Annotated in this window: 20 protein-coding genes; 11 read left to right on the forward strand and 9 right to left on the reverse strand. The window is 72.1% G+C overall.

The features are described from left to right. Positions 1-156: 156 nt before the first annotated feature. Positions 157-369 carry an acyl-CoA carboxylase subunit epsilon gene (locus ACN261_RS13140; protein ID WP_421485510.1) on the reverse strand — a complete coding sequence of 71 codons (213 nt, stop codon included), beginning with the start codon at positions 367-369 and terminating at the stop codon, positions 157-159. Positions 370-460: 91 nt separating this feature from the next. Here ACN261_RS13140 and ACN261_RS13145 point away from each other — a divergent pair, with 91 nt between their 5' ends. Together ACN261_RS13145 and ACN261_RS13150 are read left to right on the forward strand one after the other, a co-directional pair. Then, positions 461-2,599, forward strand: a complete 2,139-nt coding sequence (locus ACN261_RS13145; protein WP_425850271.1) for a protein kinase domain-containing protein — start codon at positions 461-463, stop codon at positions 2,597-2,599. 91 nt (positions 2,600-2,690) lie between these two features. After that, positions 2,691-2,924, forward strand: a complete 234-nt coding sequence (locus tag ACN261_RS13150; RefSeq protein WP_088643959.1) for a hypothetical protein — start codon at positions 2,691-2,693, stop codon at positions 2,922-2,924. Positions 2,925-3,022: 98 nt separating this feature from the next. Here ACN261_RS13150 and ACN261_RS13155 read toward each other — a convergent pair whose 3' ends face one another. Both ACN261_RS13155 and ACN261_RS13160 read right to left on the reverse strand, forming a co-directional pair. After that, on the reverse strand, positions 3,023-3,775 hold the full coding sequence (locus tag ACN261_RS13155; RefSeq protein ID WP_421485513.1) for a GH25 family lysozyme: 753 nt from the start codon (positions 3,773-3,775) through the stop codon (positions 3,023-3,025). Between the two features lie 163 nt (positions 3,776-3,938). Beyond that, positions 3,939-4,490: a Uma2 family endonuclease gene (locus ACN261_RS13160; RefSeq protein ID WP_425850274.1), complete on the reverse strand. Its 552-nt coding sequence runs from the start codon at positions 4,488-4,490 to the stop codon at positions 3,939-3,941. Between the two features lie 101 nt (positions 4,491-4,591). On the opposite strand from ACN261_RS13160, the gene ACN261_RS13165 reads away from it, so the two are divergent. From ACN261_RS13165 to ACN261_RS13180, 4 genes are all read left to right on the forward strand, one after another. Next, positions 4,592-5,335 (forward strand): M50 family metallopeptidase, encoded by a 744-nt coding sequence (locus ACN261_RS13165; RefSeq protein ID WP_421485516.1) that lies wholly within the window; start codon positions 4,592-4,594, stop codon positions 5,333-5,335. A 125-nt stretch (positions 5,336-5,460) separates the two neighbouring features. Continuing rightward, positions 5,461-6,453: a ketopantoate reductase family protein gene (locus ACN261_RS13170; RefSeq protein ID WP_425850276.1), complete on the forward strand. Its 993-nt coding sequence runs from the start codon at positions 5,461-5,463 to the stop codon at positions 6,451-6,453. Between the two features lie 72 nt (positions 6,454-6,525). Further along, positions 6,526-7,023: a SigE family RNA polymerase sigma factor gene (locus tag ACN261_RS13175; RefSeq protein ID WP_204927473.1), complete on the forward strand. Its 498-nt coding sequence runs from the start codon at positions 6,526-6,528 to the stop codon at positions 7,021-7,023. Continuing rightward, entirely contained in the window at positions 7,020-7,934 is a 915-nt protein-coding gene (locus ACN261_RS13180; protein WP_425850279.1) for a hypothetical protein, read from the forward strand. Before ACN261_RS13175 ends, ACN261_RS13180 begins: the two co-directional genes overlap by 4 nt. 31 nt (positions 7,935-7,965) lie before the next feature. On the opposite strand, the gene ACN261_RS13185 is transcribed toward ACN261_RS13180, so the two are convergent. Continuing rightward, a complete protein-coding gene (locus ACN261_RS13185; protein WP_425850281.1) occupies positions 7,966-9,546 on the reverse strand; it encodes an acyl-CoA carboxylase subunit beta in 1,581 nt (526 codons plus the stop codon). Between the two features lie 110 nt (positions 9,547-9,656). Between ACN261_RS13185 and ACN261_RS13190 the strand changes: the two genes are divergently transcribed. After that, positions 9,657-10,532 (forward strand): biotin--[acetyl-CoA-carboxylase] ligase, encoded by an 876-nt coding sequence (locus tag ACN261_RS13190; protein ID WP_425850284.1) that lies wholly within the window; start codon positions 9,657-9,659, stop codon positions 10,530-10,532. A gap of 115 nt (positions 10,533-10,647) precedes the next feature. Then, a complete protein-coding gene (locus tag ACN261_RS13195) occupies positions 10,648-11,220 on the forward strand; it encodes a PH domain-containing protein (RefSeq protein ID WP_421485523.1) in 573 nt (190 codons plus the stop codon). 35 nt (positions 11,221-11,255) lie between these two features. Here the strand turns inward: ACN261_RS13195 and ACN261_RS13200 are convergent, their stop codons facing one another. Continuing rightward, positions 11,256-11,984: a GtrA family protein gene (locus tag ACN261_RS13200; RefSeq protein ID WP_421485524.1), complete on the reverse strand. Its 729-nt coding sequence runs from the start codon at positions 11,982-11,984 to the stop codon at positions 11,256-11,258. 62 nt (positions 11,985-12,046) lie between these two features. Continuing rightward, the gene (locus tag ACN261_RS13205) at positions 12,047-12,802 is read right to left on the reverse strand and encodes a GtrA family protein (protein WP_421486999.1); all 756 of its coding nucleotides are present in this window, start codon (positions 12,800-12,802) and stop codon (positions 12,047-12,049) included. A gap of 139 nt (positions 12,803-12,941) precedes the next feature. Here ACN261_RS13205 and ACN261_RS13210 point away from each other — a divergent pair, with 139 nt between their 5' ends. The 3 genes from ACN261_RS13210 (at position 12,942) to ACN261_RS13220 (ending at position 16,608) form a co-directional block, all read left to right on the forward strand. After that, on the forward strand, positions 12,942-14,783 hold the full coding sequence (locus tag ACN261_RS13210) for a phosphoenolpyruvate carboxykinase (GTP) (RefSeq protein WP_421485525.1): 1,842 nt from the start codon (positions 12,942-12,944) through the stop codon (positions 14,781-14,783). Positions 14,784-14,823: 40 nt separating this feature from the next. Continuing rightward, positions 14,824-15,696 carry a hypothetical protein gene (locus tag ACN261_RS13215; RefSeq protein ID WP_425850288.1) on the forward strand — a complete coding sequence of 291 codons (873 nt, stop codon included), beginning with the start codon at positions 14,824-14,826 and terminating at the stop codon, positions 15,694-15,696. A gap of 141 nt (positions 15,697-15,837) precedes the next feature. Continuing rightward, positions 15,838-16,608 carry an isoprenyl transferase gene (locus ACN261_RS13220; RefSeq protein ID WP_421485528.1) on the forward strand — a complete coding sequence of 257 codons (771 nt, stop codon included), beginning with the start codon at positions 15,838-15,840 and terminating at the stop codon, positions 16,606-16,608. Between the two features lie 53 nt (positions 16,609-16,661). Here ACN261_RS13220 and otsB read toward each other — a convergent pair whose 3' ends face one another. The 3 genes from otsB to ACN261_RS13235 form a co-directional block, all read right to left on the reverse strand. Beyond that, positions 16,662-17,486, reverse strand: coding sequence for a trehalose-phosphatase (otsB, locus tag ACN261_RS13225; protein ID WP_204927483.1), 825 nt, complete (start codon positions 17,484-17,486; stop codon positions 16,662-16,664). Positions 17,487-17,576: 90 nt separating this feature from the next. Then, a complete protein-coding gene (locus ACN261_RS13230) occupies positions 17,577-17,930 on the reverse strand; it encodes a hypothetical protein (protein WP_204927484.1) in 354 nt (117 codons plus the stop codon). A 162-nt stretch (positions 17,931-18,092) separates the two neighbouring features. Then, entirely contained in the window at positions 18,093-18,533 is a 441-nt protein-coding gene (locus ACN261_RS13235) for an XRE family transcriptional regulator (protein WP_421485530.1), read from the reverse strand. Between the last annotated feature and the right edge of the window lie 238 nt (positions 18,534-18,771).

An 18,771-nucleotide genomic window follows, 5' to 3' on the forward strand; every position in this document is an offset into this window, starting at 1 on the left:
GGCCCTCCCGACCGTCACGATGCCATCTCCCAGAGTGAGGTTAGTGGCAAGGTGTCGATCTCGGCAGCCCCGCGCGGGCCGGCGCTCGGCTGCGTACACCCGAGCCACCCGGCGGTCGCGGCTGCGCGTACCCGGGCCGCGCAGCGGGGGGCAGCGTCAGCGGGGCAGGCCGGAGGCGCGCCAGGCGCCGCGACCGGGCACGGGGGCCGCGCCGGCCGGGCGGGCGCTGCGCGCCCACGCGGACCTCGCCACCGGCGGGGGCGGACCGGCCGGCCGGGAACGGAGCGCGATCGCGCCCACCAGCGCGGCCAGTTCCTCGGCGGTCGGGACTCCCCGGACGACCCGGAACAGCGGCTCTTCGGCAGACATGACGCCAGGGTACGCGTCGACAAGTTGACCCACGTCGCACAGTGGCGTGCCGGCGGTGTACGCGTTGGTGGGGCCGGGTACCGTCTCACCGATGTCTGACGTGCCTTCCCAACTCGTCGCTGACCGGTACCGGCTGCTCTCGCCGCTCGGTCAGGGCGGCATGGGCCGGGTCTGGAAGGCCCGCGACGAGGTGCTGCACCGGGACGTCGCCATCAAGGAACTCGTCCCGCCGCCGAGCCTGACCGACGACGAGCGCCGCGAGATGCGGGAGCGGTCGTTGCGTGAGGCGCGGGCGATCGCCCGGCTCAACCACGTCAACGTGGTCCGCATCTTCGACGTGCTACGCACCGACGGCGATCCGTGGATCGTCATGGAGTACGTGGCGTCGAAGTCGTTGCAGGACACCCTCGCCGAGGACGGTCCGGTGCCGCCGGCCCGCGCGGTGGAGATCGGGCTGGGCGTGCTGGGCGCGTTGAAGGCCGCCCACAAGGCCGGCGTCATGCACCGGGACGTCAAGCCGGGCAACGTGCTGCTCGGCACCGACGGCCGGGTGGTGCTGACCGATTTCGGACTGGCCACCATCCCCGGCGACCCGAACGTCACCCGTACCGGCATGGTGCTCGGTTCGCCGGCGTACATCGCGCCGGAGCGGGCCCGGGACGGCACCGCCGGGCCGGAGGCGGACCTCTGGTCGTTGGGGGCGACGCTCTACGCGGCCGTGGAGGGCAAGTCGCCGTACGCCCGGCCGTCGGCGATCGGCACCCTGGCCGCGCTGGCCACCGAGCCGCTGCCGCCGGCCAAGAACGCCGGCCCGTTGAAGCCGGTGCTGACCGGCCTGCTCCGCAAGGACCCGACCGAACGGATCACCGCCGAGGTCGCCGAGCGCATGCTGCGCCGCGCCGCCGGCAAGCGGGCCCGGGGCATCTCCCTGCTCGACGGGGTACGCCGGCCGGGGCCGAACGGCCCGCGTGAGCCGCGTACCCCGGTGGTGCCGGCGCCCCGCCCGGCGCAGGGCGGGACCGGCGCGAAGACCTCGTCGTCGCTGGCCGCCGCCGCGGGAGCCGCCACCGGCACCGCAGCCGCGAAGGCGGCAGCCGCCAGGACGGCGGCGGACAGCGCCACCGCGACGGGTGGCGCGGCGGAGCCGACGGTCGTCACCGGGGCGTCGACCGGGGGTGCGGACGCCACCGCGACGGTGCCGGCCGGGGTGGACGCCGGTCCCACCACGAAGGTCACCCCGCCGACCGGGGCCGACGTCGCGTCGACCGGCCCGGGGGATTCGTCCGACGCCCCTGCGACCGGCAAGGACGCCGGCTCGACCGGCAAGGACATCGGCCCGACCGGCAAGGACGCCGGGTCGACCGGCAAGGCTGTCGCACCGGCCGACGCGGACGCCGCGCCGACCAGCAAGATCGACCCGCCGGTCCGCGCCGGCCGGGCCGACCCACCCCCGCCGGCCAACCCCACCGCCGTGCTGGACGCGCCGGTCAGCCCACCCACCGGGTCCGCCGGGGTCGCCTCCGTCCCGGTGTACGACGGGACGCCGCCGGACCACAAGCGCCGTAACCTGCTGATCGGCGCGCTGGTCGCGGTGCTGTTGGTGGGCTTGGCACTGGCTGTGCCGCTGCTCACCCGCTCCGACGACCCGGAGAACGGCACCCCGCAGGCCACCGACCCGACGAGCGCCGCCGCGTCCTCCGCCGCCCCCACGTCGGCTCCGGCACCCCCGCCCCCGACCAGCGCCGCGCCCAGCCCGACGCCGTCGGCCACCCCCTCCACCGACCCGAACGCGCTGCCTGAGGGCTGGGAGATGTATCAGGGGCCGACGTTCACAGTCCCGGTGCCGAAGGGTTGGCGGCGCAGTGTCCGTTCCGACTCGGTCGTCATCACCGAGCCGAACGGTGTGCGGGAACTGCTCATCCAGTGGACGTCCAGCCCGCTCAAGGACGCGGTCGCCGACTGGAAGAACAAGGAACCGGACCGGAAGAACATCGTCAACAACTACCAGTACCTCGACATCAAGGCGTGCGGCGGCTACCGCACCTGCGCCGACTGGGACTGGTTGGAGAGCCGGGACAACACCCGCATCCACGTCCGCAACCGGGGGTTCGTCACCGCCACCAACCGGGGCTACGCGATCCGGTGGGAGGTGGCGGCGAAGGACTGGAACGCCAACCTGGCCAACTTCGCCCTGATCACCAGCCGGTTCGTGCCGGACCGGAAGAACTGACCCGGGGGATTCCCGCCGGGGGTGAAATCGTTTCGCATGACTTTCCGTCATCCGGGGTATCTGACCCGGGACGACGGAAGGAGGTAGCGAGATGAGTTACCGACGCAGGGATGCCCGGCCGAGACTGGCACTGTGGATGCTCGTCGCCCTCGGCGATGTCGTCCTGCTGCTGCTCAGCGCCGGCGTGGCCGCGCTGGTCGTGTCGATCGCCGTCGTGACGGTCGCCGCCGCCGGGGTCGCCGCCTGGCGGCTGAGCCGCCGGACCGCGATGCCCACCGCCACGGATGCCGTGACCATGCCGTTGACCAGCCGGAAGAGCGCCTGACCCGACGGGGTCGTCGACCGCGACGGCGGCAGCCGGACCAGCCATCGACCGTACGGTGATGACCGGTCCCGCTGCCGCCGAGCCGTGTCCGGGGGCGATCAGGTGTTGTTCGCCAGCGCGATCAGCCGGGAGCGGTCGCCGTTCCAGTAGTTGCGGTCGACGCCGCCACTGATCCCGGGGACGCTGCCGGTGCTGGTGTACTGCCAGAAGCTCCAGACCGGGGCGCCGGCCGGCAGGGTGCCCGGCGAGCTCGACCAGCGGGCCAGCCAGAGCGGGTGGTTGCCCCACGGGCCCGTCCAGCTGCCGGTGCACTGGTTCCACCAGCTCGTGGTGGTGTAGATGACCGCGTACCGGCCGGTGCGGGAGCGGTAGGTGTTGAGGAAGTCCTGGATCCAGTTGCGCATCCCGGTGGTGGACAGCCCGTAGCAGGTGCCGCCGCTGTACGGGTTGGCCTCGACGTCGAGCGCGGCCGGCAGGGTGCGGCTGTCCGCCGACCAGGCCCCGCCGTTGCTGGCGAGGTAGTTGGCCTGGGTGGCGCCGGAGGAGATGTTCGGCCGGGCGAAGTGGTACGCGCCCCGGATCACCCCGGCGTTGTAGGCGTTGACGTAGTTGGCGTTGAAGTTCGGGTCCTTGTAGCTCGTACCCTCGGTGGCCTTGATGAAGGCGAACTCGATACCGGCGTTGCGGACACTGGTCCAGTTGATGGAGCCCTGGTAGTGGGAGACGTCGACGCCGGCGGTGGTGGCGGCGGCCGCGGGTCCGGCCGTGACGACGAGGGCCGCGGCCGCGGTGGCGGCCACGGTGAGACCGGCGGCGAACAGCCGGCGCAACGACATTCTGGTACGGGTCATGGATTCCTCCAGGGACGCCAATCGATTGACGCCAATCTTTGGAGATTCCTGCCCTTGATCGCAAGGGGCCCTAAGGAAACTTTCATCGACAACGGTCGAATTGATGTGCGATGATCCGAACCGGTCAGGGCAGGTCGGGGGTGGTATCAGGCAGCGGGCCGGCTCAGCGCAGCGTGGCCGGGTCGAGCTGCCACCGGAACGGTTCGGCCAGGGTCAGCGTCTCGCCGGCCTTCGCGACCTGGTCCTCCACGTAGTGCCTGCCGTCGAGCCGGTGGAGCCGCAACGAGTGGGCGTCACCGTCCTGCTCGACCAGCAGGTACCACGGGATACCGGCGAGCGCGTAGAGCTGCATCTTGACCAGGCGGTCGGCGGCGGCGTTGCCGGGCGAGACGATCTCGCAGACCAACGCGACCTCACCGGCCTCGACCACCGTGCCCTCGTCGTCGGTGTCGGCGACCACCACGTCGGGAACGACGATCCGGTCCACCCCGAGCCGCACGTTCACCGCCTCGAACACCAGCAGACCGAGGGGCCGGGCGGCTGGCCGAAGACTGTCGACAAGGCTCCACGACACCAACTGGTGCCGCTTGCTCGGAGCAGGGCTCACGATCAGGCTTCCGTCGAGCAGTTCGATCCGGTTCGGGGTGTCGGCCATGGCGAGGTAGTCGGCCTCGGTCCAGAGGCCGACGTGGTGTTCCAGGGGAGTCGCGCTCACCGGCCCTCACCTCCCGTTCCGCTCGCCGCCCGGTCAGTCTCACACGATACGAGGCGACGACCGGTCGAGCGACACGATCCGGCCGGGTAGGCTCCCCGGCCATGGTGTCGATCGACGGGCTGGGCGACCTCTGGGACCGGCTGTTCAGCGCCCAACCCGACCCGCCGCCCCTGCTGGTGGTGCTCACCGCCCTGGCCGCGCTGGCGGTCGTCGCGGTCCGGTCGACCTGGCGGGTCGCCCGCAACGCGGTGACCATCGCCCACGAGGGGGGCCACGCCCTGGCGGCGCTGCTCACCGGACGGCGGCTGCACGGCATCCGGCTGCACTCGGACACCTCCGGCCTCACCCTCAGCGCCGGCCGCCCCACCGGCCCCGGCATGATCCTCACCCTGCTCGCCGGGTACGTCGCGCCGTCCCTGGTCGGCCTGGGCGGCGCCTGGCTGCTCGGCGGCAACCGGATCACCCTGCTGCTCTGGGTCGCGGTCGCGCTGCTGCTCGCCATGCTGCTGCTCGTCCGCAACGTCTTCGGTGTGCTCTCCCTGCTGGTCACCGGCGGGGTGGTGCTGGTGGTCTCCTGGTACGCCACCCCGCAGGTGCAGGCCGTGTTCGCCTGGACCTCGGTCTGGTTCCTGCTGTTCGGCGGCGTCCGGCCGGTCTTCGAACTGCAACGGCTGCGCAGCCGGGGCCGGATGCCCGAGTCCGACGCGGACCAGTTGGCCCACCTGACGCCCTTCCCGGCGCTGCTCTGGGTGTTCCTCTTCGGGCTGGTCAACCTGTTCGCCCTCGCCGTCGGCGCGGTCCTGCTCGCCGGCCCGTTGCTCGCCGGGGCCGGCATCCCGCTCTGACCCCGGGGCCGGCGTCCCGCTTCGACCGGACGGCCACTCCGCGCCGACCGGGAGCGGGCCCGGGTGACCGGTGGCACCCCGACCTCGGGTCGCCGACCTGGGCGGATGCGGGCAGAATCGGTCGGATGCGATACCTGATCATCGGAGCGGGCGCGGTCGGTGGCACCATCGGCGTACTGCTGGGGGAGGCCGGCCGGGCCGTGACGCTGGTGGCGCGCGGGCCGCACCTGGCGGCGATCCGGCGCGACGGGCTCACCCTGCGTACCCCCGAGCGGTCGGTGACCTGGCGGGGGCCGGCCACCGACGGGCCGGGGAGCGAGCCGCTGCCCGCCGACACCGTGCTGGTGCTGACGGTCAAGTCGCAGCACACCTGGGCGGCCCTGGACACCTGGGCGGACGCCCCGGTCGCCGGCGGCGGTACGGCGGGACAGCGGCTGCCCCTGTTCACCGCGCAGAACGGGGTGGCCAACGAGCCCACCGCGCTGCGGCTGTTCGCCCACGTGCATCCGGTCTGCGTGTGGCTGCCGGCGACCCACCTCGACCCGGGCGTGGTGATCGCCAGCGGCCACCCGTACCCGGGAATGTTGCACGTGGGTCGTTACCCGGGCGGTGCCGACGAGGTCGACGCGGCGGTGGCGGCGGACCTGACCGCCGCCGGTTTCCTCGCCCCCGTCCGCGAGGACGTGATGCGGTGGAAGTACGGCAAGCTGCTCAACAACCTCGGCAACGGGGTGCAGGCCCTGTTCGGCACCGGCCTGCCGGACTGGCTGCTCGACCGGGTCCGGGCCGAGGGGATCGCCGTGCTCGCCGCCGCGGGCATCGCCCACCCCTCCGACGAGGAGGAACGCGCCGAACGCGGGGACCGGGTCGGCACCCGGCCGGTCGACGGACAACCGCGCAGCGGCAGCTCCACCTGGCAGAGTCTGACCCGGGCGGCCGGCACCACCGAGGTCGACCACCTCAACGGCGAGATCGTACTGCTCGGCCGACGGCTCGGGGTGCCCACGCCGGCCAACGCCGCCGTGCAGACGGCGGTCCGGCGACTGGCCCGGGAACGCCTCCCCGCCGGCACCTTCCCGCTCGCCGAGCTGACCGACCTGCTCGACCGGGCAGAATGACCGGCTGAGCACGCAACCCACCGGGGCGCGGCACGCGTGTCACCTCTGACCGCCACGGGGGAGGTAACCAGGGTGCCGGACGTCGACGGCTTCGACGAGTTCTACCGGGGCAGCCGGCAACGGCTGCTCGGGTTCGTCTACGCGCTCACCGGCAACCTGGCCGAGGCGCAGGACGCCGTGCAGGAGGCGTACATCCGGGCCTGGCAACGCTGGTCGACGGTGAGCGGCTACGACGACCCGGAAGCCTGGGTACGCGTGGTGGCCTCCCGGATCGCGGTGAGCCGGTGGCGCAGCCTGCGCAGCCGGGCCCGCGCCTACCTGCGGCACGGGGTGACGACCGAGAGCGTGCCGGGCCCCGGCACCGAAACCCTGGAGGTGGTCGCCGCCCTGCGGCAACTACCCGAGGAACAGCGCACCGCGCTCGCCCTCTACTACCTGCTCGGCATGCCCGTGGCCGAGGTGGCCCGGGAGACCGCCGCCCCGGTGGGCACGGTCAAGGCCCGGCTCTCCCGGGGGCGTACCGCGCTCGCCGGGCTGCTCGCCGGTGGCGACCTGGAGGAGGTCCGATGAGTGAGGAGCCGACCTTCGTCGACCGGCTGCACCGGGACCTGCGCGAGGTCCGCTGGCCCGAGCCGGCGGAGCTGCGGGCCCGCGCCCGCCGCCGCAGCCGTCGTACGGCGGTGCTGTCGGCGGCGACCGTGCTCGTCGTGCTGGCCGGGGCCGCCGTGGCGGTACGCCAGCTGCCCACCGGGCCGGCGACGCCCACCGCCCCGGTTGCGGCCCCCGGGTCCGCCCCCGCGTCGGCCCCGGTCCGGACGGAGATCCCCCTCGACGCCCTGCTGACCCCCGCCGACCTGCCCACGAAGACCGGCGAGCGGCTCGGCGACACCGGCCTGGGGGAGGCCGTCCGGATCGACCCGCTGCTCGAATCGTGTGGGCGGGAACGCGACGTCAGCGCCCAACTGTCGGTGTCCCGCGCCTCCCGGTCGCAGACCCTGCTCCGCCCGACCACCCGGGCCGGCCGGCCGGCCATGCCCGTGCTCAGCCAGGACGTCTACCGCATCGAGCTGTCCCGGGGGCGGTGGCTGTTCGGCGAGATCGACCGGCTGCTCAACGCCTGCGCCGAGTGGACCCTCGACGCGTCCACGCTCGCCGCCGACCAGCAGCCGGTGGCCACCGAACAGGAGCACCGCTGGGAGCCGGCGGCGCGGGACTTCGCCGGTGACCAGTCGGTGCTGCTGCGGCACGTCGCTTCGCAACCCCTGGCGCAGACCGGCGGGAAACCGGTCGGCGCGGCGGCGACCGTGGAGACCACCCTGGTGGTCCGGGTCGGTGACCTGGTCACCGTGGTGGTGCCCGCCCCGGACACGGTCGCCGACCGGGTCGACGGCACCGGGCCGGGGATGAGCCAGGCCGACCTGATCGCGCTGGCCGACCGGGCCGCGGAACGCCTCTGCCCGGCCGCCGACGTCCCCTGCTGACGACCCGTGCCGACCCCGCGCGGCGGGGCGGCTACAGCGGGATGTTGCCGTGCTTCTTCGGCGGCAACGTCTCCCGCTTGGTCCGCAGCACCCGCAGCGCCCGGACGATCTGGGTCCGGGTCTCGTGCGGCGGGATCACCGCGTCGACGTAGCCGCGTTCGGCGGCGACGTACGGGTTGGCGAGGGTGTCCTCGTACTCGGCGATCCGCTCGGCGCGGACGGCGGCCGGGTCCTCGGCGGCGGCCAGCTCCTGCCGGTACAGGATGTTCACCGCGCCCTGCGCGCCCATCACCGCGATCTGCGCCGTCGGCCAGGCGAAGTTCAGGTCCGCCCCGAGGTGTTTGGAGCCCATCACGTCGTACGCCCCGCCGTACGCCTTGCGGGTGATGACGGTGACCTTCGGGACGGTCGCCTCGGCGTACGCGTAGAGGAGCTTCGCGCCCCGGCGGATGATGCCGTCCCACTCCTGGCCGGTGCCGGGCAGGAACCCGGGAACGTCCACGAAGGTCAGCACCGGGATGTTGAACGCGTCGCAGGTGCGCACGAACCGGGCGGCCTTCTCGGAGGCGGCGATGTCCAGCGTGCCGGCGAAGTGCATCGGCTGGTTGGCGACCACCCCGACGGGACGGCCCTCCACCCGGCCGTAGCCGACCACGATGTTCTGCGCGTAGAGCGGCTGCACCTCCAGGAACTCGCCGTCGTCGAGGACGTGCTCGACGACCCGGTGCATGTCGTACGGCTGGTTGGCCGAGTCGGGGATCAGCGTGTCGAGTTCCCGGTCGGCGTCGGTGACGTCGAGGTCGGCCGGCGCGTCGAGGACGACCGGCTCGTCCAGGTTGTTCGACGGCAGGTAGGACAGCAGCGCCTTGACGTAGTCGACCGCGTCGTCCTCGTCGGTGGCGAGGTAGTGCGCGTTGCCGCTGCGCGTGTTGTGGGTACGCGCGCCGCCCAAATCCTCCATCGCCACGTCCTCGCCGGTGACCGTCTTGATGACGTCCGGGCCGGTGATGAACATGTGCGAGGTCCGGTCGACCATCACGGTGAAGTCGGTGACCGCCGGGGAGTAGACCGCGCCGCCCGCGCACGGACCCATGATCAGGGAGATCTGCGGGATGACCCCGCTGGCCCGGACGTTGCGGAAGAAGATCTCGCCGTAGAGGCCGAGCGAGACGACGCCCTCCTGGATGCGTGCCCCGCCGGAGTCGTTGATCCCGACCACCGGGCAGCCGATCTTCATGGCCAGGTCCATCACCTTGACGATCTTTTCGCCGAAGACCTCGCCGAGGGAGCCGCCGAAGACCGTGAAGTCCTGCGCGAAGACGCACACCTGCCGGCCGTCGACGGTGCCGTAGCCGGTGACCACCCCGTCGCCGTACGGGCGGGTGCGGTCCAGCCCGAAGTTGGTGGACCGGTGCCTGGCGAACTCGTCCAGCTCGACGAAGGAGCCCTCGTCCAGGAGCATGTCGATCCGCTCCCGGGCGGTCTTCTTGCCCCGCGCGTGCTGCTTCTCGACGCCGCGTGCGCCCGCGTGCACCGCCTCGTCGACCCGGCGCTCCAGGTCCGCCAGCTTGCCCGCGGTGCTGTGGATGTTGGTCCCGGTCTCGGTAGTCACCCTGGGAATATAACGATGGTTCAGGCCGACGCCGCTGTGCAGTACGCCTCAGTAGCCCCCTCCGGAGGCTGGTCGGGGGCGCGTGTCGACCGGGCCCGTAGGCTGGCGGGATGCCGGGTTCGCCGTACACCGATCTGGACCGACCGCCGCTGTCGGCGGCGCGGCTGTCCCGGGCGCTGACCGCGCCGTCGGGCCCCTGGCGTCGGCTGGAGCTGCGGCCGGAGACCGGCTCGACCAACGCCGACGCGGCCGACGCCGCGCGGGCCGGCGAACCGGAGGGCCTGGTCGTGGTCGCCGAACGGCAGACCGCGGGCCGGGGCCGACGCGGCCGGGCCTGGCAGTCACCACCGCGGGCGGGTCTCGCGACGAGCGTGCTGCTGCGGCCCGGCGAGGCCGTCGCCGACCGCGACTGGCCGCCGGCGCCCCCCACCGGGTACGGCTGGCTGCCGCTGCTCGCCGGGGTCGCGCTGGTCGAGGCGGTATCCCGGCTGGCCGAACTGGACGCCGTTCTGAAGTGGCCCAACGATCTGCTGATCGGGGAGGCCAAGTGCGCCGGCATCCTGGCCGAGGCGGTGCCGGCTGCCGGTGCGGCGGAGCCCCCGGCGATCGTGCTCGGTGTCGGGTTGAACGTGACGCTGCGCGCCGACGAGCTGCCGGAGAACCCGACCGGGCTGCCGGCGACCTCGCTGCAACTGGCCGGGGCCACCGCCACCGACCGGGACCCGCTGCTGCGGGCCCTGCTGCGCGCCCTCGCCGACTGGTACGACCGGTGGCGGCTGGCCGGCGGGGACGCCGACGCGTGCGGCCTGCGCGCGGCGTACCTGGCCTCCTGCGGCACGGTGGGCCGCCGGGTGCGGGTGCTGCTGCCCGACGGCACCGACCTGACCGGGCTCGCCACCGGAGTGGACGCCGACGGGCACCTGCTCGTCGACACCGCCGCCGGACAGCGCCGGCTGGCCGCCGGGGACGTGCTGCACCTGCGGTGACCGGCGGCCCACGGTCGGTTCGTGCGCGGGGTGCACGGCGGGCCGCCCGGCTGATCCGGTGGGTCGCCCCGACCGGTTACGGTCAGCGCGTCCGATTGTCGCCGAGGAGGTTCCCGTGGCGTTCCCCGAAGACGTGCTCACCGAGGACGAGCACGTCGTCCTGCACCTGCACCCGCATCCGAAGGCGCTGTTGCGGCCGGTCCTGGTGCTGGTCCTCGGTGTCGCGGCGGTGGTGGCGGGCTGGCTCCTGCTGCCCGACGGCGACGGTGGCGCGCTCGTGCTCGCCGTGCTCGCCGGTCTGTTCCTGATCGCGGTGCTCTGGCTGGGGTTGTGGCCGTTCCTGGTCTGGCGCAGCACGCACTACCTGTTCACCAACGAGCGGGTGCTGCTCCAGGAGGGTGTCTTCTCCCGGCACCGGCGGGACCTGCCGCTGGCCCGGATCAACGACCATTCGATGACCCAGCGGTTCACCGAACGGCTGCTGGGTTGCGGCACGCTCACCATCGAGTCGGCCGGCGAGCGGGGGCAGTCGGTGCTCGTCGACGTGCCCCGGGTCGACCGGGTGCAGACCACCCTCTACGAGCTGGTGGAGGCGCAGCACGACAAGCACACGCTGGGCGACGGGGAGATGCGCGACATCCTGGCCGACATGCGGGAGGGCAAGCCGTTGCGGGACACCAGCGGCTGATCCGTGGCCCGGCCCCGGGTGTCACCCGGGGCCGGTCAGGGGCGCGGCGTGCGGGGGGTGGTGCCGGCGTGCAGCTCGGCGGCCAGTTCCGCCCCCAGGTCGCCGCCGCCGGCGGCGGCGGGGCCGAGGGTGCCGCCCCGGCCCTGCTTGAACACCGGTTCGACGGTCGGGGCCGGCGTCCCGGTCGCCGGGGTGGTGTGGTCCTCGGCCTGGCTCTGGGCCTCTTCCAGCTCGCTGACCGATTCGGCCAGCTCGGCGACCGGGTCCAGCTCGGCCATCGTGTCCCACTCGTCGCGCTTGATGGAGTGCCAGCTCTCCTCGGCGTGCTTGGGGACCGGCTGGAAGACGAAGGTCCGGTAGGACCAGAACCGGAACAGGGTGGCGAGCAGCACGCCGCCGGTCTTGGCCACGTTGAGCGCGAGCAGGCTGGTGAACCCGAGGCCGTACTTGGCGGCGGCGAGGACGCCGAGTTCGATGATCAGACCGGCACCGTTGAACAGGAAAAACAGGGCGTATTCGCGCTGGAGCGCCGCTTTCGGTCGATCCCGGTACGTCCAGTGACGATTCATCAGATACGACGTGATCGTCGCCACGATGGTGGCGATGACCGTCGCCTTCAGTTGACCGTCGACAAAAACGGTGAGTGCCAGAGCATTGAACACCGCGTAATTGATGACGGTGTTGACGCCCCCGACGATGCCGAATTTGAGCGCCTCGCGGATGAACTTCTGCCAGCGCTCGGGCAGCAGACGGACAAGACGCATGCGCAACACCTTAGGGCTGAGGACGGTGCCGGGAACTCCGGCTGGACGGGGTGGGCGACCGGTCACGACCCGGACGACGGGTCGCTGGTCGCCTCCGTGACGGCGGGAGTTCCCGCTTCGACGAAGACGAACCGTCGGTACGACCAGAACCGGAACAGCGTGCCGAGGGCGGTGCCCACCACGTAGCTGGCGATGTTGTCGGCCAGCGGGGTGCGGAACACTCCTGGCCAGATGCTGCCCAGCCCGTACCGGCTGCCCGCCAGGCAGGCCACCGCGATGCCCAGGCCGACCGCGTTGAAGAAGAAGAACAGCGCGTACTCGCGGGCCGGGTTGGAGCGGACCCGGTGCCGCCAGGTCCAGAACCGGTTGCCCACGAACGCGACGGTCGCCGCGATCACCGTGGAGACGACCCGCGCGGTCACCGGCTCGACGCCGCGCCCCAGCGTGAGGTAGTTGAACAGCGCGAAGTCGACCAGGAAGGCCACCCCGCCCACGGTGGCGAACTTGCTCAACTCACGCAGCAGGTGGCCGAACCTGTCCAGCAGCGCACGAACCAGACCCGGGCGGGTCTGCGGGGCACCCGGCTGGTCCCCGGTCATCGTCGCGGCCACCTCGCGAGCGTACCGGTAACCGGCGTCGTGGACGGGGTGCCACCGGCGTGCCGCCGCCGCGCCGTGGGTCGACCCGGGTCCCCCGCCGTCCGTGGGGCGGTCCCGGGCCCGCCGACAGTTCGTCGAAGGATTTGCGTGAAAGTGCGCGTGAAAGCGGGTATCAGCTCGTGTTACCGCAGCCGGGCCGTACCTTGTGCAGTTCTTCACAACCAGTCCCACTGACTCGCGGGTCCGCCCGGTTTACGCTGAGGCCAATCCCAGGTTTCCACGAAGGCGACGCGGCCCGCGTCCGCCGAGACTCGTGCATCCCATAAATCGGTCAGCGTCGACCACAAGGAGATGAGTCATGGTTGCTCCGGCTACTGTGCGGGGGATCGATCAGGCCCCCACGACCCACCCCAAGCTGCTCGCCTGGGTCCGGGAGATCGCGGAACTCACCACCCCCGACCGGGTGGTCTGGGTGGACGGGTCCGACGAGGAGTGGCGGCGTCTCACCGACGAACTCGTCGACAACGGCACCCTCGTCAGGTTGAACCCGGAGAAGAAGCCGAACTCCTTCTACGCCCGCACCGACCCCACGGACGTCGCCCGGGTCGAGGAGCGCACCTTCATCTGTTCCGTGGACGAGGCGGACGCCGGCCCCACCAACAACTGGATGGCGCCGGCCGAGATGAAGCGGACGATGACCGAGCTCTACCGGGGTGCGATGCGCGGCCGGACCATGTACGTCATCCCCTTCTGCATGGGCCCGGTCGAGGCCGAGAACCCGATGTTCGGCGTCGAGATCACCGACAGCCCGTACGTGGTCGCCTCGATGCGGATCATGACCCGGATGGGCGCCAGTGTGCTCGACGCGATGGGCGACGACGCCGAGTTCGTGCACGCCCTGCACTCCATCGGCGCCCCGCTCGCCCCCGGTCAGTCCGACGTCGCCTGGCCGTGCAACGAGACGAAGTACATCTCGCACTTCCCGGAGACCCGGGAGATCTGGTCCTTCGGCTCCGGGTACGGCGGCAACTCGCTGCTCGGCAAGAAGTGCTACTCGCTGCGGATCGCCAGCGTGATGGGGCGCGACGAGGGCTGGCTCGCCGAGCACATGCTGATCCTCAAGATCACCTCTCCGGAGGGGAAGGTCTACCACGTGGCGGGCGCGTTCCCGTCCGCCTGCGGCAAGACCAACCTGGCCATGCTGGAGCCGACCATCCCCGGCTGGAAGGTCGAGACCATCGGCGACGACATCGCCTGGATGCGGTTCGGCCCCGACGGCCGCCTCTACGCGGTCAACCCGGAGTACGGGCTGTTCGGCGTCGCCCCGGGCACCGACTGGAAGACCAACGCCAACGCGATGCGGACGCTGGACCGGGGCAACTCGATCTTCACCAACGTCGCCCTCACCGACGACGGCGACATCTGGTGGGAGGGCATGGGCGAGCCGCCGGCCCACCTGATCGACTGGAAGGGCAACGACTGGACGCCGGAGAGCGAGAACCTCTCCTCCCACGCGAACAGCCGGTTCTGCACCCCGATCACCCAGTGCCCGATCCTGGCCGACGACTACTTCGACCCGAACGGCGTACCGATCGACGCGATCCTGTTCGGTGGCCGTCGTCGGGACACCATCCCGCTGGTCACCGAGGCCCGCGACTGGGTGCACGGGGTGTACCTGGGGGCGACGCTGTCCTCGGAGACCACCGCCGCCGCGTCCGGCGCGGTCGGCGTGGTGCGCCGCGACCCGATGGCGATGCTGCCGTTCATCGGCTACCACGCCGGTGACTACTTCAACCACTGGATCGAGATGGGCAAGGGCGTCGACGGCGACGCCGCCAAGCTGCCCAAGATCTACTACGTGAACTGGTTCCGCAAGGACGCCGAGGGCAACTTCCTCTGGCCCGGCTTCGGCGAGAACTCGCGGGTGCTCAAGTGGGTCGTCGAGCGGATCGAGGGCAGCGCCGACGCGGTCGAGACCCCGATCGGCATGGTCCCGACCGCCGACGCGCTGGACGTCGACGGGCTCGACATGACCCCGGAGGACGTCCGGATCGCCCTGAAGGTCGACCCGCAGGAGTGGCGCAACGAGCTGCCGCTGGTCACCGAGTGGTTCGAGAAGTTCGGTGACAAGCTGCCGGCCGTCCTCTGGTCGGAGCTGGACGCGCTGCGTGCCCGGCTCGACGCGGAGCAGCCCCGGTAGCAGGTGTGCCGGTCGCCCGCAGCGGGCAAGACCGGAAGCCATGAGGACGGCCGCCGTGACCCCACCGGTCCGGCGGCCGTCCGCCGTCCGGGTACTGACCACCCTGCTCGCGTCGACCGCCGCCGCCACCGTCGCGGTCGAGCTGCTCAACTGGTGGTACGCCCCGGAGCAGGAGTTCGGTCTGGCCGTCCGTACCGGCTGGGCGATGCTGCGGTCGCTGGGCTTCCTGGTGCTGATCGGGCAGGTGAACCGGGGGCGGGCCGGGGCGAAGCCGTTCGGGCTGATCCTCGCCGTGACCACCGTGTTCGCGGTCGGCCGGCTGGTGGTGCCCCGGCAGGGCGTCCCGCCGCTGCCCGGCCTGGTCGGCTTCGCCGTGCTCACCGCACTCTGCGTCGCCGTGGTCGTGCTGCTCTACCGCTCCGACGCGGTCGCCGGGCACCTGGTGCGCCACCGCAAGGGCCTGGTGGTCGAGGGTGGCACGATCAGCTGGCGGGAGGTGGCCCCGAAACGCCCGCAGGTGACCGCCTGGCTGCTGACCAGCCGGGTGGCCGCGTTCACGTACAGCCCGTTGATGCTGGTGCCGGCGCTGGTGGCCGGCGGTGCGGTACTGGACGGCCGGCTCGCCGTCGTCCCGGTGGTGCTGGCCTGGTTCGCCGCCGGCATCGTGGTCAGCTACCTGGTGCTGTTCTGTACGGCGTTCCTGCTGCGCGGCAGGCGGTGGGCCCGCCGCCTGCTGGTGACGATCACCCTGGGCGTACTCGCGGTGAACCTGCCGCTGTGCTGGTGGCTGCTCGGCCTGGACGGCCTGGTCCGCGACGGCGCACCCCTGCTGGCCGCGGCCACCCTGGCCCTCTACGCCCTGCACCGCGCCCCCGACACGCCCACCCCCACCCCCGCCGCCCCGCCCCGGTGACCGCCCGCCCCGCCCCCGCCCTCCCGCGTCCGCTCCGGTGATCATGAGATACGGCCCGCTGACGACGTATTTCCCTTGATCACGCACGGAGTGCGCCACCGAGGCACTGATGTTCGCCGTGGGTCGCTACCCTGCAAGGTGATGACTCTGCGGAAACTCCTCTACTCCGTCTACGAGCGCCGGCTGACGGCCAGGCTCGCGGGTCGACCGGTGCCCCGGCACGTCGGCGTGATGTGCGACGGCAACCGCCGGTGGGCGCGGGAGATGGGGCTCGTCGACCCGAACGACGGGCACCGGATGGGTGCCGAGCGGATCAAGGAGCTGCTGCGCTGGTGCGACGCGGCCGGTGTCGGCCACGTCACGCTCTGGCTGCTCTCCACCGACAACCTGTCCCGGCCGGCGGAGGAGCTGGACCCGCTGCTCCAGATCATCGAGGATCTCAGCACCGAGTTGGCCGAGGAGGGCAACCCCTGGCGGCTGCGGATGGTCGGCGCGCTCGACGTGCTGCCCACCCAGCACGCCCAGGCGCTCAAGGCCGCCGAGGAACGCACCCGGGAACGCACCGGCGGCGCGCAGGTCAACATCGCCGTCGGCTACGGCGGCCGGCGCGAGATCACCGACGCGGTACGGTCCCTGCTGGTGGAGCACGCGGCCAAGGGCGGCACCATCGAGGAACTGGCCGGCACGCTGGACGTCGAGCACATCTCCGAGCACCTCTACACCCGGGGCCTGCCCGACCCGGATCTGATCATCCGGACCAGCGGCGAGCAGCGCATGTCCGGTTTCATGCTCTGGCAGTCGGCGCACTCGGAGTTCTACTTCTGCGAGCTGAACTGGCCCGACTTCCGGCGGGTCGACTTCCTGCGCGCCCTGCGTTCCTACGGCACCCGGCAACGCCGCTACGGCACCTGACCCGCCGCCGCGCCCCGCCCACGACAGCCCGGTCGACGCCCGCGCGGGCGCGGTCAGGTCAGGTGGTCCACGGCCCGGGTGAGGAAGTCGCCCAGCGCGGCGGGGGAGTCGATGGTGAGGTCGGCGGCCTCGGCCACCTCCCGGCCGGTCTCCGGGTTGGCCACCGCCACGCAGATGCCGAGGAACCCCGGGTCGGCGGCGGACCGGGCGCGCAGTGCCGCGAACGCCTTGATGTCGGAGACGTCGTCGCCGAAATACCACGCGCCACCGGCGTCCCGGACCACCTCGCCGATGACCAGGCCCTTGTCGCGGTCGACCGGGGGCTTGAGTTCCAGCACCATCCGGCCGGCCTGCACCCGCAGCCCGAGGCGTTCGGCCTGCGCCCGCCCCCACTGCTCGACCGCCGGGCCGAGCTGCTGCGCGGTACGCCAGTGCAGCGCCACGCTCAGCCGCTTGAACTCCACCAGCGCCCCGGCGGGCAGTTCGGCACGGGCCCGGTCGGCCAGCTCGGCCATGGTCGGCACCCAGGGCAGCGCGGCGGGCTCGGTGACGGTCTCGCCCCCGGAGTGGCTGTGCTCCAGTCCGTACAGTCCATACAGGTCGATCCCGGTGAGGCCGCCGAGGTGGTCACGGAGGAAGTCGACGGGACGGGCGGAGACGATCGCCACCCGCTGCACCACCGGGGCCAGGGCCTCCAGGGCGGCGAGCACCTTGGGCGCGGGGCGTACCGCGGTGGGGTCGTCGTCGACCGGCGCGAGGGTGCCGTCGAAGTCGAAGAAGAGGACGGTGTCGGCGGCCCGCTCGGCGGTGGTACGCCAGGCGTGCTCAGCATCCAGCGGGGTCTGCGGCTGCTGGTTACCCAGATTCAACGGCGGCACGCGCGACAGCGTACCCCGGGGGCGGCGGCTGATTCGTGGCTTCGGAGTGGCTTCTTGACACCGCCGGGGTGTGTGGTCTCTGAATGCCGCTCAGCGTTCGGCGGCTCCCCGTCCCCGCCGTCCCAACGGCACCACGGTGGCCTCCCGGCCCTGGTTGAGCAGGTAACCCTCGACGAAACCGGTGTTCCGGTCCCCGGTGCGGGTCTCGATCTCGTTGAGCCGCGCCACCAGGAACTCGGTGAGCGCGCTGACCCGGTCGTCGAGCCGGTCGTGCAGCTCGGCGACGACCGCCAGGACGACGGCGGTGCCGGCGACGGTCAGGGCGAAGAGGTTGAACACCAGCGGGATCTGCCCGCTCCCGCCCACGCCGACCACCAGGTTCGCGGTCACGCACGCGGTCAGGGAGACTGCCGCGACCACGACTGCCCACCACTTCAGGGTCATGGACAGACCCCTCCTTCTGTCCCGCAGGGCTGAGTTCGGCCTTGTCCCGTCCCCCCGCCGACGACGAGCCCAAGCAGTACGAATAGGGACGCTAGCGTGCCCGTTGCCGGCCCGGAGCGAAACGATCGGGTCTGCTCAGGCGTTCTTTCGCCATCTGAGGAACTACCCGGCCTGCTCTCCGCCCTTTCGGACATTGACCGGGAGAGTGGGGCGGTATGCGAGGTAACGAATGGTTTCCCGGATGTGGAACTTCTCCGCGTCCGACACGGCGGGGTCGACCAGCCGGCGCAGCAGTGCCTCGACGTCCGGGTCCATCGGGGGAGCGCCGGGGGCACCCCGGGGGGTGGCGGTGCGGTCCCAGCCGAGGGCGGCGAAGGCGGCGGCCGGGTTGAGGCCCAGCCCCTCGCAGAACGCCACCACCCGTTCCGCCTCCGGGTCGCTGGCCCAGTCGCCGCGGACCCACCTGTTGATCGTCTGGCGGGAGACGCCGGTGCGGCGGGAGACCTCGGTGCCGGTCCAGGCGCGCATCGCCCGGGCATCGTCGAGCGCCCGACGAACGAAGGTGGCGAATGCGATCTTCCGGGCGGGGGCGGTCTCGGTCACCCCGAAACCGTACGACCGTAGTGCCCGTCCGGGCTGCCCGGGGCGGATCTTTGTCACGCATATGAGACGTCCTCACCGGGCCGACCGGGTCCGCCCAGTGGTCGGCGCAAAGGGGTCTCACCTGGGCATAATACCGTCAGGCGAGGCGGTCGGGAACCGGACGAAAAGCTGATACTGTCACGCTCATGGGACAACCTACGGTGTGTCACGTGCTTGAGACGATCAGTGCTCACATGCG

It is taken from the genome of Micromonospora sp. WMMD723 (genome assembly GCF_049863385.1).
Lineage (GTDB): Bacteria > Actinomycetota > Actinomycetes > Mycobacteriales > Micromonosporaceae > Micromonospora > Micromonospora wenchangensis.

What these genes read in the sequence shown, in the direction of transcription:
- ACN261_RS13230 (WP_204927484.1), bottom strand. Translation starts at nt 17,930, where the DNA reads ATGACCCTGAAGTGGTGGGCAGTCGTGGTCGCGGCAGTCTCCCTGACC.
- ACN261_RS13145 (WP_425850271.1), top strand. Translation starts at nt 461, where the DNA reads ATGTCTGACGTGCCTTCCCAACTCGTCGCTGACCGGTACCGGCTGCTC.
- ACN261_RS13180 (WP_425850279.1), top strand. Translation starts at nt 7,020, where the DNA reads ATGAGTGAGGAGCCGACCTTCGTCGACCGGCTGCACCGGGACCTGCGC.
- ACN261_RS13140 (WP_421485510.1), bottom strand. Translation starts at nt 369, where the DNA reads ATGTCTGCCGAAGAGCCGCTGTTCCGGGTCGTCCGGGGAGTCCCGACC.
- ACN261_RS13155 (WP_421485513.1), bottom strand. Translation starts at nt 3,775, where the DNA reads ATGACCCGTACCAGAATGTCGTTGCGCCGGCTGTTCGCCGCCGGTCTC.
- ACN261_RS13150 (WP_088643959.1), top strand. Translation starts at nt 2,691, where the DNA reads ATGAGTTACCGACGCAGGGATGCCCGGCCGAGACTGGCACTGTGGATG.
- ACN261_RS13210 (WP_421485525.1), top strand. Translation starts at nt 12,942, where the DNA reads ATGGTTGCTCCGGCTACTGTGCGGGGGATCGATCAGGCCCCCACGACC.
- ACN261_RS13190 (WP_425850284.1), top strand. Translation starts at nt 9,657, where the DNA reads ATGCCGGGTTCGCCGTACACCGATCTGGACCGACCGCCGCTGTCGGCG.
- ACN261_RS13215 (WP_425850288.1), top strand. Translation starts at nt 14,824, where the DNA reads ATGAGGACGGCCGCCGTGACCCCACCGGTCCGGCGGCCGTCCGCCGTC.
- ACN261_RS13220 (WP_421485528.1), top strand. Translation starts at nt 15,838, where the DNA reads ATGACTCTGCGGAAACTCCTCTACTCCGTCTACGAGCGCCGGCTGACG.
- ACN261_RS13165 (WP_421485516.1), top strand. Translation starts at nt 4,592, where the DNA reads ATGGTGTCGATCGACGGGCTGGGCGACCTCTGGGACCGGCTGTTCAGC.
- ACN261_RS13170 (WP_425850276.1), top strand. Translation starts at nt 5,461, where the DNA reads ATGCGATACCTGATCATCGGAGCGGGCGCGGTCGGTGGCACCATCGGC.
- ACN261_RS13200 (WP_421485524.1), bottom strand. Translation starts at nt 11,984, where the DNA reads ATGCGTCTTGTCCGTCTGCTGCCCGAGCGCTGGCAGAAGTTCATCCGC.